At 73.9% G+C, this 13,900-nt stretch carries 13 protein-coding genes; 2 read left to right on the top strand and 11 right to left on the bottom strand.

The window, feature by feature from the left end:
* Positions 1-16 precede the first annotated feature (16 nt).
* Positions 17-1,165 (top strand): aldose epimerase family protein, encoded by a 1,149-nt coding sequence (locus IE108_RS13035; protein WP_064727715.1) that lies wholly within the window; start codon positions 17-19, stop codon positions 1,163-1,165.
* A 101-nt stretch (positions 1,166-1,266) separates the two neighbouring features.
* Complete coding sequence (locus tag IE108_RS13030) at positions 1,267-2,889, top strand: pyridoxal phosphate-dependent aminotransferase (protein ID WP_064727716.1); 1,623 nt, start codon at positions 1,267-1,269, stop codon at positions 2,887-2,889.
* A gap of 82 nt (positions 2,890-2,971) precedes the next feature.
* Here the strand turns inward: IE108_RS13030 and IE108_RS13025 are convergent, their stop codons facing one another.
* From IE108_RS13025 to IE108_RS12975, 11 genes are all read right to left on the bottom strand, one after another.
* A complete protein-coding gene (locus IE108_RS13025; protein ID WP_064727717.1) occupies positions 2,972-4,225 on the bottom strand; it encodes a lytic transglycosylase domain-containing protein in 1,254 nt (417 codons plus the stop codon).
* 80 nt (positions 4,226-4,305) lie between these two features.
* Positions 4,306-5,085, bottom strand: coding sequence for a hypothetical protein (locus IE108_RS13020; protein WP_064727718.1), 780 nt, complete (start codon positions 5,083-5,085; stop codon positions 4,306-4,308).
* 47 nt (positions 5,086-5,132) lie between these two features.
* A complete protein-coding gene (locus tag IE108_RS13015; protein WP_064727719.1) occupies positions 5,133-5,681 on the bottom strand; it encodes an Rv1363c family protein in 549 nt (182 codons plus the stop codon).
* A 23-nt stretch (positions 5,682-5,704) separates the two neighbouring features.
* On the bottom strand, positions 5,705-6,457 hold the full coding sequence (locus tag IE108_RS13010) for a nuclear transport factor 2 family protein (protein WP_079163817.1): 753 nt from the start codon (positions 6,455-6,457) through the stop codon (positions 5,705-5,707).
* 113 nt (positions 6,458-6,570) lie between these two features.
* Positions 6,571-7,086 (bottom strand): hypothetical protein, encoded by a 516-nt coding sequence (locus IE108_RS13005; RefSeq protein ID WP_064727720.1) that lies wholly within the window; start codon positions 7,084-7,086, stop codon positions 6,571-6,573.
* Entirely contained in the window at positions 7,083-8,363 is a 1,281-nt protein-coding gene (locus IE108_RS13000) for an MCE family protein (protein WP_064727721.1), read from the bottom strand. Before IE108_RS13000 ends, IE108_RS13005 begins: the two co-directional genes overlap by 4 nt.
* Positions 8,360-9,499, bottom strand: coding sequence for an MCE family protein (locus IE108_RS12995; protein WP_064727722.1), 1,140 nt, complete (start codon positions 9,497-9,499; stop codon positions 8,360-8,362). Before IE108_RS12995 ends, IE108_RS13000 begins: the two co-directional genes overlap by 4 nt.
* Positions 9,496-10,545, bottom strand: a complete 1,050-nt coding sequence (locus IE108_RS12990; RefSeq protein WP_064727723.1) for an MCE family protein — start codon at positions 10,543-10,545, stop codon at positions 9,496-9,498. The genes IE108_RS12995 and IE108_RS12990 overlap by 4 nt, the downstream gene beginning before the upstream one ends.
* Positions 10,545-11,585, bottom strand: a complete 1,041-nt coding sequence (locus IE108_RS12985) for an MCE family protein (protein WP_064727724.1) — start codon at positions 11,583-11,585, stop codon at positions 10,545-10,547. Before IE108_RS12985 ends, IE108_RS12990 begins: the two co-directional genes overlap by 1 nt.
* Entirely contained in the window at positions 11,582-12,646 is a 1,065-nt protein-coding gene (locus IE108_RS12980) for an MCE family protein (protein WP_064727725.1), read from the bottom strand. The genes IE108_RS12985 and IE108_RS12980 overlap by 4 nt, the downstream gene beginning before the upstream one ends.
* Positions 12,643-13,899, bottom strand: coding sequence for an MCE family protein (locus tag IE108_RS12975; protein WP_064727726.1), 1,257 nt, complete (start codon positions 13,897-13,899; stop codon positions 12,643-12,645). The genes IE108_RS12980 and IE108_RS12975 overlap by 4 nt, the downstream gene beginning before the upstream one ends.
* Position 13,900: the final 1 nt, after the last annotated feature.

Below are 13,900 nucleotides of genomic sequence, written 5' to 3'. Positions count from 1 at the left end.
GTACAGGAGCCCGCACATGGAACTGAGCAGACGCACGGTCATCGCATCAGCAGCAGCCGCCGGCCTCGCCGCCTCCGCGGTCGGCGGCACGGCACACGCCACGGGAGGCAGGAAGCCGGTGAAGGAGCTCTTCGGCAGACTCACCGACGGCACGAAGGTGTACCGCTGGTCGCTGGTGAACGGCGGCACGCGGATGAAGGTGCTGTCCTACGGCGGAGTCGTCCAGTCCCTGGAGATCCCCGACCGCCGGGGCCGGTACGCGAACGTCTCCGCGGGCTTCTCCGCCCTCGACGACTACGTGGCGTCCAGCCCGTACTTCGGCGCCCTCATCGGCCGCTACGGAAACCGTATCGGCCGGGGCCGCTTTACCCTGGACGGCAAGGCGTACCAGCTCTCCGTCAACGACGGCGAGCAGAGCCTGCACGGCGGTGCCCAGGGCTTCGACAAGCGGGTCTGGGACGTGGAGCCGTTCACCGCGGGCTCCGACGTCGGCCTGGTCCTGTACTACACCAGCGTCGACGGGGAGATGGGCTACCCGGGCACGCTCCGCGCGAAGGTGACGTACACCCTCACCCGGCGCGGCGAGTGGCGCGTCGACTACGAGGCGACCACCGACAAGGCCACCGTCGTCAACCTCACCAGCCACGTCTACTGGAACCTGGCCGGTGAGGGCAGCGGCACGGTGGAGGACCACGAGCTGTCGATCGCCGCCTCCCGCTACACGCCCACCGACGCGGGCCTGATCCCGACCGGCGAACTGGCGGGGGTGGCGGGGACGCCCTTCGACTTCCGGCGGGTGAAGCCGGTCGGCCGGGACATCCGGGACGACCATCCGCAGCTGGTCACCGCCAAGGGCTTCGACCACAACTGGGTGCTGGACAAGGGCGTCACCGAGCGCCCCGAGCACGTCGCCACCCTGCGCGACCCGGCCTCGGGCCGGACCCTGCGCATCGCCACCGACCAGCCGGGCCTGCAGTTCTACTCGGGCAACTTCCTCGACGGCACCCTGACCGGGACCGGCGGCACGCTCTACCGCCAGGGCGACGCCCTGTGCCTGGAGACGCAGCACTTCCCGGACTCGCCGAACCAGCCGTCGTTCCCGTCGACGGTGCTGCGGCCGGGAGAGACGTACCGGACCTCGACGGTGCACTCGTTCGACGCGTGAGTCCACACTTTCTTCACACGCGTTGAACGGTGCCCCGTCCGCCTCCGTATGTAACGGCGGCCCGCGCCTCCCCAGCGGGCCGCCCACCTACGGAGGTCCGCTTGTCCGGCAACGTCACCTCGCTGTTCCGCAGCACCGCGGCGCACAGCCCGTCGATGGCGGCGCTGACGCGGGAGGGCGGGGACCCGGCGGGCGCCGGTCCGGTGGACTTCTGCATCCCCTGCAACCCGTACTTCCCCACCCCGGCGATGTTCGACGACATGGCGGTACGGCTGCGCGACATCATCACGTACTACCCGAGCAGCGCCGACACCATCACCGCCGAGCTGTGCAGCCTGCTCCAACTGCCGCCGCAGTGCGTGGCGATGGGCAACGGCTCCACCGAGCTGATCACCTGGATCGACCACCTGCTGGTGCGGGAGTCCCTGGCCGTCCCCGTCCCCACCTTCGGCCGCTGGACCGACCAGCCCATGGAAACCGGCAAGCGGGTCGACATGTTCCCGCTCCAGGAGTCCGGCGGCTTCGCCCTCGACCTCGCGCGGTACGCCGAGTTCATCCGGGCCCGCGGCACCCGGGTCGCCGTGCTCTGCAACCCCAACAACCCCGACGGCGGCTATCTGCACAAGCAGGCGCTGGTGCAGTTCATGGACGCGATGGCGGACCTGGACCTGGTCGTCGTCGACGAGTCGTTCCTGGAGTTCGCCGACGCGGAGGCGGAGCCCAGCGTGGTCCAGGAGGCGATGCTGCGCCCCAACGTCGTCGTCCTGCGCAGCCTCGGCAAGAACTTCGGGCTGCACGGCATCCGCTTCGGCTACCTGGTCGCCAACCCGGCGCTGGCGGGCAAGGTGCGCGCCATGCTCCCCAAGTGGAACCTCAACTCCTTCGCGGAGCACGTGGTGTTCATGCTGCGCGACCACGGTCCCGAGTACGCGCAGAGCCTGCACCAGGTCCGCCGCGACCGCCTGGAGATGGCCGGGCAGCTCTCCGCGCTGCCCGGACTGACCGTCTACCCCTCGCAGGGCAACTTCCTCTTCGTGCGCCTCCCGGTGGGCGCCGAGGGCACCGTCGTCCGGGACCGCATGCTGACCGAGCACCGGGTCCTGGTCCGCGAGTGCGGCAACAAGATCGGTTCGTCCAGCCGCTTCCTGCGTCTCGTGGTGCGCCCCCAGACCGACGTACGCCGCCTGGTGTCCGGTCTGGAACAGGTGCTCTACGGGACCGGGAGGGGAGCCGCCGTGCCCGGGCCGGCCACCGGGACCGGCTACAGCTCGGGCACGGCGGCGATCGACCGCCTGATGAGCCAGACCAACGGCGCCGGTATGCGGGCGCTCGCCGCACAGACCGCCGGTGCCGGCGCCCCGGGGTTCGCCGACGCTCCGGCCGCCGGCACCGGCATGCCGCTCCCCGCCGCGGTGCCGCCGCCCGCTCCGCCGCTCCCCCAGGCACCGCAACCGGTGCCGGTCCCCCAGCCGGCGCCGTACCCCGGGCCGGTGCCGGTCCCCCAGCCGGCACCGGTCCCCCAGCCGATGCCGGCACCGGCACCGGCACCCATGCCGATGCCCGCGCCCGCGGCGGCCGCCGGCTACCCGCCCGTGGGTATCACCCCGCCCGGCGTGCCTGCCCACGGTGGCCTCACGGCCGCCCAGGTCAGGGGGACCAACGGGCTGGAGTCGGTCCCGGCGACGGGCTGGCCGAACGCCGCCGGGATGGGCCGGGCGGGCTGACGCCGGTCCGCGTCCTGGGACCGGGCCGGGCCCGACCCCCTCCTTCGCTCCTCCTCCGCCCCCGCTTCGCCCTCCTCCGTCGCTACTCCGTCGCGGTCGGCGAAGGGCTCGGGCAGGCCACGCCGTCCGAGGACGCGGTGGGGTCGGGCGAGGGGGTTCCCGGTTCCGGGGAGCAGTCGTCCGTCGGGCTGGGCGACGGGCCCGGGTCGGTCGGGTCCGGCGACGGCGACCCGGTGGGGCTCTCGGTGGGCGGATCCGTGGGCGGCTGCGTGGGCGGTTCGGAGGGCTCCTGGCTCGTCGGGGGCGCCGTCGGGGTGGACGGGCCCGGGCTCCTCGTCGGTACCGGGCGCGAGGGCGAGGGAGCCGAGCCCGAGGGTGTCGTCGTCGGGTCCGGGCCGATGTCCACGCCGTCCTCCCGGCCCGCGGGGTCCTTGCCTCCGCCGTCGACGGGCTCGGTCGCGGGGGTGTCGCCTCCCGCGCCGGGGCTCTTCGGGACGACGCCCTTGCCGTCCGGCACGGTGTGGACGCCCCGGCGGTAGAACTCCAGCCAGTACCGGACCAGTTCGACGTAGGCGCGGGAGTTGTTGTAGCTCAGGACCGCCCGGTCCAGGTCCGCCGCCCGGCCCAGGTCGCGGTCGCCGGCGCACAGGTAGTGGCCCGCTGCCAGGGCCGCGTCGAAGACGTTGTTCGGGTCGGCGCGGCCGTCCCGGTTGCCGTCCGCGCCCCAGCGGGCCCAGGTCGACGGCAGGAACTGCATGGGGCCCACCGCCCGGTCGTAGACCGTGTCGCCGTCGTGGACGCCCCTGTCCGAGTCCCGGATCAGGGCGAAACCCCGGCCGTTGAGCGGGGGCCCGGTGATGCGGCCCAGCGTCGTGCCGGCCCGGTCGACGGCTCCGCCGCGCGCCTGGCCCGACTCGACCTTGCCGATCGCCGCGAGCAGTTCCCAGGGCAGCCGGCAGCCGGGGTCCGTCCTGCCGACGGCGGCCTCGGCGGCGCGGTAGGCGCGCAGCACCGTGGCGGGGATGCCGGACTGGGCGCGGACCTCCGACCCGAGGACGGGCGAGAGGGCGGGGGTGCCGTTCCGCGCCGCCAGGGGCGGGAGTTCGGTGTGGTAGGAGCCGTCGCCCGGTGGCGCGAGTGCGGCGAACGGGCCGCCCGGGGGCGCCGGGTCCAGGTCGTCGGCGGCCGGTCCGGCGTGGATGTCCTGGTCGTCCCCCGTGAGGCCGGGGGCCTGGGAGGCGGTGAGGGCCGCCATGGCCGCCACGGCGAGGGCGGTGGTGCGCAGCCCTCTGCGGGCCCGGCGGGTGTACGGACGTCGGGCGCGGCGTACGGACATGGTCGTCACTCCTGTCGGATCCGTCGGAGGTGCGGGCGGTGCCCGGTGCTGTTCGGTGCGGTGCGGCGGGATCGGCGGTGTCAGCGGCCGAAGGTGTCGAGGGCGGAGACGAGCCAGCGTCCGTCGCGGTGCACGACCTCGACGGCGAGCATGGCCGCCGCGTAGACGCCCTCGTCCCCGGCGGCGGCCTTGCCCTCGCCCGCCTTGCCGCCGGTGGTGGCGACGCTGCTCTGGTCGGCGTAGACCAGGACCCGGGCCCGGTCGCCGTCGATGCGCTCGACCGCGCTCTCGGTGACGGTCGTGGTGATCACCGCCTTCTGCCGGTCGGCGCGTGCGCGGACGTCGGCGAGGAGGTCCCGGTGCTGCGCCTCGGCCTTGCCCGTCAGGAGGTCCCGGGCCGCCTTGTCGAGGGCGCCGGGATCGGCGTGGTCGTAGGAGAAGAGCCGGTCGACGGCCTTGGCGGCCTGGCCCTTGATCTCGCTGGTGCGGGCGAGGTCGGTCAGCGCGGTGTTGCTCCGCGCGGGCTCGTCCCGCAGCGCCCCGGCCTTCGCGTGCGCCCAGCCCGCGAAGGCGCCGAGGAGCAGCGTCAGCGCGCAGAGCACCGCGAGGGCCGGCGGCCGGCGCCTGCGGGCCCTGGCGGCCTTCGCCTCCTCGGCCTCGGCCGGGGGCGGGGTGGGCTTCGGCCTCGGCCCGCGTGCGGAGGACGGGGGTGCGTCGGCGTCCGCCGGGGACGTCAGGACGGCGGTACCGCCGGTGCGGTCGTCCCGGCCGTCGTCCGGGCGCTCCGCGGGGGCGCCGGGCCGGGTCTCGCGGGCCTGGCGGCGCCGCTGGCGGTTGATGTGGTGCCGGGTCGTCGACATGTGCGGTGTCCTCCTCGCTGCGGCCGGCCGGTGGGTACGGGGCGGGGTCAGCCGGCCGGGTTTCCGCCCACGGGCGCCTGGCCCAGGGCGCTCAGCTTCCAGGTGCCGTCGGTCCTGGTGAGTTCGCCGAGCATGCGGCTGTCCTTGTCGGACGTCGCTCCGTCGGCCGCCTTGACCGTGACGCGCAGGGCGACCAGCACCCGGGCGCGGCCCGCGCGGTCGTCGAGTTCGGTGACGGCGCCCGAGAGCACGCGGGCCGTGCTGACCGTCCTGGCCTCCTTCACCTGGTCGGAGAACTCCTGCCGTCCGGCGGCCAGTTGCTCGTGCAGGTCACCGGTCGTCGACGACTCCCAGAGGTCCAGGCCCGTCTTCAGCTCGCGGTGGTCGAGGGTGTTGAGGTTCTGCACGGCCTGCTCGCCGGCGGTGAGCGCCGCGTCCCGCTGCGCGGCGTAGCCGGCCTCCTCGTCGTGGGCCGCCCCGTACCAGTCCTGCCCCGCCCAGGCCGCGAAGCCGCCCGCGACCAGGGTGACGGCCAGGGCCAGGGCCGGCAGCGGCCGGAGGCGGAGTGCGGTGCGGACGCGGGCCGCGCGTTTCATGGGTACTCCCGTCTGCCGCATGTTCAGCGGGCATTGAGGTCGGTGATCCGCCAGTGGTCGCCCTGGAGCCGTGCGGTGACGGTGAGCTGGGCGGCCGCGGTGGTGGTCCCGCCCTTGCCGTCGCCGCGGCGGGACGTCTGGTCGAGGAAGACCAGCAGGCGTGCCTCGTCGCCGTCGAGTTCGATCACGCCGGTGCGGACCGCGCGGGTGCTGAGGGTGACGCGCTGCTCGGTGAGGTCGTCCCGGACCCGGGCGAAGAGGGTCTCGTACTGGCGGGCGGCGCGGCCGTCGAGGACGGTCCGGGCGGAGCGCTCGGCGGCGGCGGTGCCGTCCGGGGTGTAGGAGAAGATCCGGGCGAGGGCGTTGCCCACGTCGCCGGCGACGCGGGAGGTGGCCTCGGTGTCGGTGAGCGCGTGGTTGCGGGCGGGCGCGGCCGACGTCACCCGGTGGGCGGCGTAGAAGAGGCCGCAGCCGCCGAGGACGAGGGCGGCGACGACCACGACCAGGAGCGCCTGCCGCAGACGCCCACGGTGTGGACGGTGGTCGGGGACGGGGTCCTCCGCGGGGTCCGCGAGCGGCGCGGGGGCGGTCTCGGGGGCCGCGTCCCGCGGGGGCGTCTTCCCTTCGCCTGCCGGGTCCGCCTCGGACGCCGGGTCCCCTGCGCGTGCGGGGTCCGGCCCGGGCGCGGGGGGCGCGTCGGCTGCCGGATCCGCCCCGCGCGCCGAATCCGCCTCCGGCGCCGGAGCCGCGTCGGCCGCCGGGCCCGCCCCGGACACCGGGCGCCCTTCACCCGCCGGGTCCGGCCCGGGCGCCGGAGTCGGGTCGGGTGCCGGGGCCGGCTTCTGGGTGTGGGCCTGGGGATCGCCCCTGCGCTGCAGCCACGTCGGGGTCATCGGGTCCCGCCCTCCTTCTCGGCCTCGACCGGTACGGCGCTCAGCGCCCGCACCTTCCACTCCCCCTCGCCCGTGCGGGCCAGGACCGCCTCCAGGCGCTTGCGGTCGGTGGCCGCCCGCTTCCCCCCGGCCGGGGTGACCTCGACGCGGACCGTGGCGATGAGCTTGGCCGTCCCGGACCGGGTGTCGAGCGCGGTGACGGCGGCCTCGGTGACCGTGGCGCGCGCCGAGGTCCCCACGGCGGCCTCGGTGGCGCCCAGTTCCTCGCGCAGCGGCCCGGTGGAGACGGCACGCCAGTCCCGGATGCCGCGCTCCGCCCGCTGCCGGGTGGAGGCATCGAGCGTGGTGAGTACGGCGACGCCCGCGCGGCCGTCGGCGAGCGCCTCGTCCCGTTCGCGGCCGTAGGCGAGCGAGTCGTCGGTGCGGGCCTCGGCGTAGGCCCAGGCGCCGGTGCCGCAGACGCCGAGGGCCAGGGCGAGCGCCGCCGCGCCGAGGATCCGCGCCCGCCTCACCGGGCGCCGCCCGGGGCCGGGGCGAGGAGCGAGGTCAGGTCGGAGGGGGCCTCGCCGCTCTGGCCGGGCAGCGCGAGGGCGCCGGGGAGCGCCGCCGCTGCGCCGCTGCTCGGGGTGCCGGCGCCGCCCGAGGGCAGGGAGCCGGGCCGGGCCGGGTCGGGGACCGCGCCACCCTTCGGGGCGTTCGCCGAGCCGCGCACGTTCGACCCGCTGGAGGCTGGGGCGGTGCAGGACGCCTCGGTGTTGAGGGCGGGCGCGGTGCCGAGGTCGAGACCGTTGCGGTAGCGCGTACCGCCGTATCCGTCGGTGCAGGGCAGGGGGGCGAAGAAGGTGACGGCCATGCCGAGGTTCAGCTTCCCTCCGTCGACGGCGGTGGCACCGGCGGAGACGGCCGCCGGGTACTTCACGAGCAGTTCCTCGATGCCGCGCTGCCGCGTGACGGCGACCTCGGAGGTGGTGAGGAGGTTGGCGAGGACGACGCCGAGGCTCGGGTCGAGGTCCCGGAGCAGCCCGCTGACCTGGGTGGCTGCCTCGGGGGTGACCGCGAGGAGGCGGCGCAGGTCGGCGTCCGAGCCCTTGAGGGCGCGGGCCAGTTCCTCCGCGCCGACGGCGAAGCCGCGGATGGCCTCCGCCTCCTCGGCCTGGGTGCGCAGGACGGTCTCGCCGTCGTTGATGAGCAGCGTCGTGGACGGCAGGGCCCGGTCCGCGGCCTCGACGAAGCCGGTGCCGCTGTCGAGGAGCACCTGGAGGTCGTCGCCGTGCCCCTCGAAGGCCTTGCCGAACTCGTCGACGACCGTGCGCAGATCCTCCAGCGGCACGGACGACACCAGGTCGTCGACGCTGGTCAGCACGTCGGTGACCGGCGCGGGCACCCGCGTGTCGGCCTGCTCGACGCGGGAGCCGTCGGCGAGGTAGGGCGAGCCGTCGCTCTCGGGCCGCAGGTCGATGTACTGCTCGCCCACGGCGGAGAGCCCGGCGACCACGGCCTTGGTGTCGGCGGGGATGCGCGGGGCCGACTTCTTGATGCGCAGTTCGGCGACGACGCCCTCGGCGGTGAGGTCGATCGGGCCCACCCGGCCCACCGAGACGCCCCGGTAGGTGACGTCGGAGTGGGTGAACAGGCCGCCGGTGCGCGGGAGTTGCACGTCGACCGTGTAGTAGTCGGCGACGCCCACGTAGCGGCCGAGGTCGGCGTAGCGGATGCCGAGGAAGGAGAGGGCGAGGACGGCGACGAGCAGGAAGGCGAGGTTCTTCAGCCGTACGGCGAGGGTGATCACCCGCGCTCACCTCCTCCGGGCCCCGTGACGGAGGGCAGCGGCAGGGGGGAGGAGGAGCGCTTCCGTGCCGGCGTGCCCTCGGGCACGATCGGCGGGATCACCTCGGTGCCGGGGACGGCGGTCATGCTCAGGTACGTGTTGAGGTAGTCGCCCTTCACCCCGCGCAGCACCTCGTCGGTGAACGGGTAGGTCAGCAGCACCTGGAGCGAGTCGGGCAGGTCGGTGCCCGCGTCGGCGAGCGCCTTCAGCGTCGGTGCGACGGCCTTGAGGTCGGCGATCATGTCGTCCTTGCTCGCGTCGATCGTGGAGACGGCGACGCCGGAGAGCGTGTCGAGGGAGCGCAGCATGGTCAGCAGCGAGCCGCGCTGCTTCTCCAGCGTCTTGAGGCCCGGCGAGAGGTCGGTGAGGACGGTGCCGACGTCCTCCTTGCGGGTGGCGAGGGTGGAGGAGAGCCGGTTGACGGCGTCGAGGGCGTCGGTGATGTCGCCCCGGTGGTCGTCGAGGTCGCTCACCAGGGTGTTGACCCGCTTGAGCATGGACCGCACCTCCGGTTCGCGGCCTCCCAGCGCCGAGTTGAGTTCCCCGGTGATGGTCTTGAGCTGGTTGACGCCGCCGCCGTTGAGGAGCAGCGAGAGCGCGCCGAAGACCTCCTCGACCTCGGTGTTGCGGCTGGTGCGGGAGAGCGGGATGACGCTTCCGTCCGCCAGGGGGCCGGCTCCGGTCTCCTTGGCGGGCGCGACGAGCTGGATGTACTTCTCGCCCAGCAGGCTGGACTGTTCGAGCCGCGCGGTGGTGTCGGCGGGCAGCCGCACGTCGCCGTTGATCTCCATGGTGACGCGGGCCGACCAGTCGTCCTCGCCCAGTTCGATGCCGGTGACCCGGCCGACCGCGACGTCGTTGACGCGCACCGCGGAGTGCGGGACCAGGCTGAGCACGTCCTGGAGTTCCGCGGTGACGGTGCGGGGGTGGTCGCCGAGGTCGGCCCCGCCGGGCAGCGGCAGGTCGTCGAGGCCGCCGAAGCCGCGCGGCACGACCGTGATCCCGCCGACCGCCAGGGCGAAGCCGAGGCCGAGGGCGATCAGTCCGCCCGCGGTGAGACCGGCGGCCCGGCCCGCGGTGAGCGTGCGGCGCCTCATCGGCCCTCCCCCTTCGTCCCGTCGCTCTCCGCGCCGTTGCCGCTCCCCCCGGCCGCGCCCGTCACGGGCAGCGGCAGCAGAGGGCCGCCCATGCTGATCTCGTTGAGGTTGGCGCGGCCGTCGAGGGTGCGGGTGTCGGGGTTGTAGGCGCCCACCACGTTGCCCGCGGCCAGGGGCGCCACGTCCAGTGCCTCGGCCAGCGAGGCGCGTTGTTCGACCAGGGTGCGGGTGAGGGGGACGAGCCGGTCGACGTTCTTCTTCAGTGCGCCCCGGTTGTCCTCGATGAAGGTCTTGACCTGGCCGAGGGCCTTCCCCAGTTCCTCCAGCGCCCCGGTGAGGTCGTCCTTGTTGTCGGCGAAGAATCCGACGACCTCGTCCAGGCGTTCCTGGGCGGTGCGCACGTCGGTGTCCTTGTTCTTCAGCATGGTGGTGAAGGTCTGGAGGCTGCTCAGCGTCTTGAACAGGTCGCCGCTGCTGCCGTCCAGGGTCTTGGCCGCCTTGCCGAACTCCTCGATGCCGGTGCCGATGGCCTCGCCGTTGCCGTCGAGGTTGGCGGCGCCGGTGCGCAGCAGGTCGGACAGGGCGCCGTCGGCGTTGGCGCCGTCCGGGCCGAGGGCGTCGCCGAGGTCGGTGATCGAGTCGTAGATCTGGTCGATCTCGACGGGGACGGCGGTGCGGGAGGCGGGCAGGACGGCGCCGTCGGCGAGGGCGGGGCCGGTGCGGTAGGCGGGGGTGAGCTGGACGTAGCGGTCGGAGACGACGCTCGGCGCGACGACGACGGCCCGCGCGTCCTCGGGGACCCGCACCCCCTCGTCCAGGCGCAGGCCGACGCGGACCTTGGTGCCCTGCGGGTGGACCGACTCCACCTCGCCGACGCGGACGCCGAGGACGCGCAGGTCGGATCCGGCGTAGACGCCGACGGCGCGGTCGAAGTAGGCGGTGACGCGGGTGCCGTCGGGCTCCAGGGCACGGGCGGTGACCAGGCCGGCGGCGGCGAGGACCGCGAGGGCGAGCAGGCCGGTGAGGATCTTTCGGCGTCGGTTCATCACTCACCGCTCCCCTGGGCCGCGGCCGGCTGTTTCGGCGGCAGGCATCCGGTCTCGGGCTGGGAGCCCTCGGGCAGGTAGTCGCGGGGCACGACCCCGCACAGGTAGCTGTCGAACCAGCGGCCGTTGCCGAGGGTGTTGCCGACCAGGCGGTAGTAGGGGCCGACCAGCGCGAGGGTCTTGCCGAGCTGGGTGTTGTTCTTCTCCAGGACGCCGGTGACCCGGTCGAGCGCCTTGAGGGTCGGGCCGAGCTGCTTCTCGTTGTCCTTGACGAGGCCGCCGAGTTCGACGCCGAGGTCCTGGCTGCCCTTGAGCAGGGCGCTGATGGCGGTGCGCCGGTCGCGCAGTTCGCCGAGGAGGGGGCCGCCGTCCTCGATGAGGGTCTCGAAGCTGGACTTCCTGTTCTCGAGCGTCTTGGTGAACCTGGCGCTGCCCTTGAGGAGTTCGGAGAGTTCCGAGTCGCGCTTGGAGACGGAGCGGGACAGGTCGGACAGGCCGGTGGCGGCCTTGCGGACGTGCGGCGGGGAGTCGGCGAAGGTGTCGGAGATGGTCTCGAAGCTCTCCGCGAGCTTCCGGGTGTCGATGTCGTCGACGGTGCCGCTGAGGTCCTGGAAGGCCTGGGTCACGTCGTACGGGGAGGTGGTGCGGGTGAGCGGGATGCGGCTGCCGGGGTCCTGCTCGCCGGCGCCGAGCGGGTCGAGTGCCAGGTACTTGTCGCCGAGGACGGTCTTGATGGCGATGGCGGCGGTCGTGCGGTCGCCGATCCAGGCGTCCTGGACCTCGAAGACGACCTTCACCTTGGGTCCGTCGAGGGAGACGCCGGTGACCCTGCCGACCTTGACGCCGGCGATGCGCACCTCGTCGCCCTCGTCGAGGCCCGCCGCCTCGGAGAAGTCGGCGCTGTAGGAGGTGCCGCCCCCGAGCGGCAGCCGGTCCACGTTGTAGACGAGCAGGGCGAGCACGGCGAGGACGAGCAGCCCGGTGAGGCCGAGGGCCACGGGGTTGCGTTCCTTGACGGGCTTGACGAGCGGGCGCCTCATCCGCGGCACCTCGATTCGGTGATCGCGATGCCGGTGGGCGGTTCGGAGCCGTCGGAGGTGGTCACTCCGCTCACGCGGGCCTCGCAGAGGTAGAGGTTGAACCACGAGCCGTAGGAGGACAGGCGGGTGAGGGCGGTCATCTTGGCGGGGGTCTTCGCCAGGAAGTCCTCGATCTGCGGGGTGCGGTCGCCGAGGTTGTCCGAGAGGCGGCCCAGTTCGCGGATGTCCTTCTTGAGGGGCTCCCGCCCGTCCTCCAGGAGATCGGCGCTGACGGTGGTCAGGTCGCCCATGGCGGCGACGGCCCGGCCGAGGGGTTTGCGGTCCGCGTTGAAGCCGCTGACCAGTTCCTGGAGGGTGACGACGAGGTCGTCGAAGCTGTCCTCGCGGTCGTTGAGGGTGTCCAGGACGGTGGTGAGGTTCTGGACGACCTGGCCGATCACCTTGTCCTTGGCGGCGACGGTGGTGCCGAGCGAGCCGATGTGGCGCAGCAGGCTGTCGACGGTGGCGCCCTCGCCCTGGAGCACCTGCACGATCGATCCGGCGAGTTCGTTGACGTCCTTCGGGGAGAGGCCTTCGAAGAGCGGCTTGAAGCCGTTGAAGAGCAGGGTCAGGTCGAGCGCGGGCGTGGTGCGGTCGAGCGGGACGGTGCCGCCCTCCGGGAGGGTGCCGGTGAGGTCGCCGCTGCCGCGGCCGAGGGCGACGTAGCGCTGGCCGACCATGTTGAGGTACTTCACGGCGGCGGTGGTCGACCGGGGCAGCGCGCGGTCCTCGCGGACGGTGAAGGTGACCTGCGCGGTGCGGCGGTGTACGACGCGTACGTCGGTCACCTCGCCGACCGTCACCCCGGAGATCCGCACGCTGTCGCCGTCCATGAGTCCGGTGACGTCGGTGAACAGGGCCTTGTAGGTGCGGTCGCCGGCGTCCCGGCCGCCGCCGCTGCCGGCGACGCCGAGGCCGAGCACGGTCGTGGCGAGGGCGGTGACCACCACGAAGACGAGCGACTTGAGCAGCGGCCCGGTCAGCGGCCGGCGCCGGGTGTGCGCGGTGTCGGCCCCGGTCATCCGAGCGTCACCTCCGTACCGCGGTAGACGGGGCCGACCAGGAGGCTGCTCCAGTCGGGCAGGTCCTCGGGGCCCTTCCCGGCGGCGGGGGCGAGGAGTTCGTTGACCAGGTCGTTCTCGGACGGGGAGTTGGCCGGTCCGAGGTCCTGGCCGGCCGTCGTGGAGGCGGCCGGCGCGGCGGGCCGGGGCAGCGTGCCGACGTAGGGCACGGCGGGGCAGCGGGGACCGCCGCCGGAGTCGTACGCCGGGGTGTCGCGGCCGGGGCGGTAGGCGCCGCGCGAGGGGACGGTGGTGACGTCGACGTGGATGCCGGGCCGGTCGGTGCCCTTGCCGAGCGCCTTGTCCATGGCGGGCACGAACTCGGCGAGGGTGCGCAGGGTGCAGGGGAAGGCGGGCGCGTACTCGGCGAGCAGTTCCAGGGTGGGCCGGCCGGTGGCGCTGAGCCGGATGATGTTGTCCCGGTTCTCCCGCAGGAAGGCGGTCACGTCCTCGGAGGTGCGGGTGGTGGCGCCGAGGGTGGCGGCGAGTTCGGCCTCCTGCTCGGCGAGGGTGCCGCTGGTGGTGGTGAAGTCGGTGAGCGCCGTGATGATGTCGGGCGCGGCGTCCGCGTAGACGTGGCTGACCTTCACGAGTTCCCTGAGGTCGCGGTTGAGGGCGGGCAGGTTGGGGTTGAACTCCTCCAGGTGGTCGTCCAGCAGGCTGAGCGTCTCGCCGAGCCGCTGTCCGCGCCCCTCCAGGGCCTGCGAGACGGCCGACAGGGTCGCGGCGAGCTTCTGCGGCTGGACGGCGGTGAGCATCGGCAGGACGTTGTCGAGCACCTGCTGGAGCTCGATGGCGTTCGCCGAGCGGTCCTGCGGGACGACGGCTCCGGCGGCCAGCGGTTCGGGCGAGGGGTCCGCGGGCGGTACGAGGGCGACGAACCGCTCGCCGAACAGGGTGGTCGGGAGCATCTGCGCGCGCACGTCGGACGGTACGTGGTCCAGCGCGCCGGGCTCCATGGCGAGGGTGAGCCGGGCGCCGTCGCCGGTGGCGTCGATGGCGCGGACCTCGCCGACGACGACGCCGCGCAGCTTCACCTCGGCGCCCGGGTGCATCTGGTTGCCGGCGCTGCCGGTCTCGACGACCACCGGGTCGGAGTCGGTGAACTCCTTGTCGTAGACGGCCACGGCCAGCCAGATCAGCAGGGCCGGCACCAGCAGGAACACCACACCGGCGAACCGGTGGCCCAGGCCGCTTCCCGTCGGTCCGCTCACT

It is taken from the genome of Streptomyces parvulus (assembly GCF_014648855.1).
Lineage (GTDB): Bacteria > Actinomycetota > Actinomycetes > Streptomycetales > Streptomycetaceae > Streptomyces > Streptomyces parvulus.
Note: the sequence above shows the minus strand (reverse complement) of the source record. Positions and strands in the feature narration are given on the sequence as shown.